The organism is Psychrobacter sp. Choline-02u-9, from assembly GCF_002836505.1.
Taxonomy (GTDB): domain Bacteria; phylum Pseudomonadota; class Gammaproteobacteria; order Pseudomonadales; family Moraxellaceae; genus Psychrobacter.
Genome location: NZ_PJBF01000030.1, coordinates 1 through 413, shown reverse-complemented (window position 1 = coordinate 413; position 413 = coordinate 1). Strand labels below are relative to the sequence as shown.

The window sequence follows — 413 nt, the reverse complement described above, 5'->3', positions numbered from 1 at the left end:
TCAGTAGTACGGAAGTAGAACTGTGGACGATAGCCGTTTAGGAATGGTGTGTGACGACCACCCTCTTCTTTTGACAATACATATACTTCAGCGTCAAACTTGGTGTGAGGAGTGATTGAACCTGGCTTAGCTAGTACTTGGCCACGTTGTACGTCTTCACGCTTAGTACCACGTAGTAGTACGCCACAGTTTTCGCCTGCACGACCTTCGTCAAGCAGTTTACGGAACATCTCTACACCAGTACAGGTGGTTTTTTGAGTGTCACGGATACCAACGATTTCGATCTCGTCGCCAACTTTAACGATACCAGATTCAACACGGCCTGTTACTACAGTACCACGACCTGAGATTGAGAATACGTCTTCGATTGGCATTAGGAATGCTTTGTCGATGTCACGCTCTGGCTCTGGGAT

The 413-nt window shown here is 47.2% G+C and carries 1 protein-coding gene; it reads right to left on the bottom strand.

All coding sequences use genetic code 11. The annotated features are described in order from the left end of the window. Positions 1-413, bottom strand: a 413-nt coding sequence (locus CXF69_RS00620) for an EF-Tu/IF-2/RF-3 family GTPase (protein WP_267284172.1), incomplete at both ends; no start/stop codon positions are given.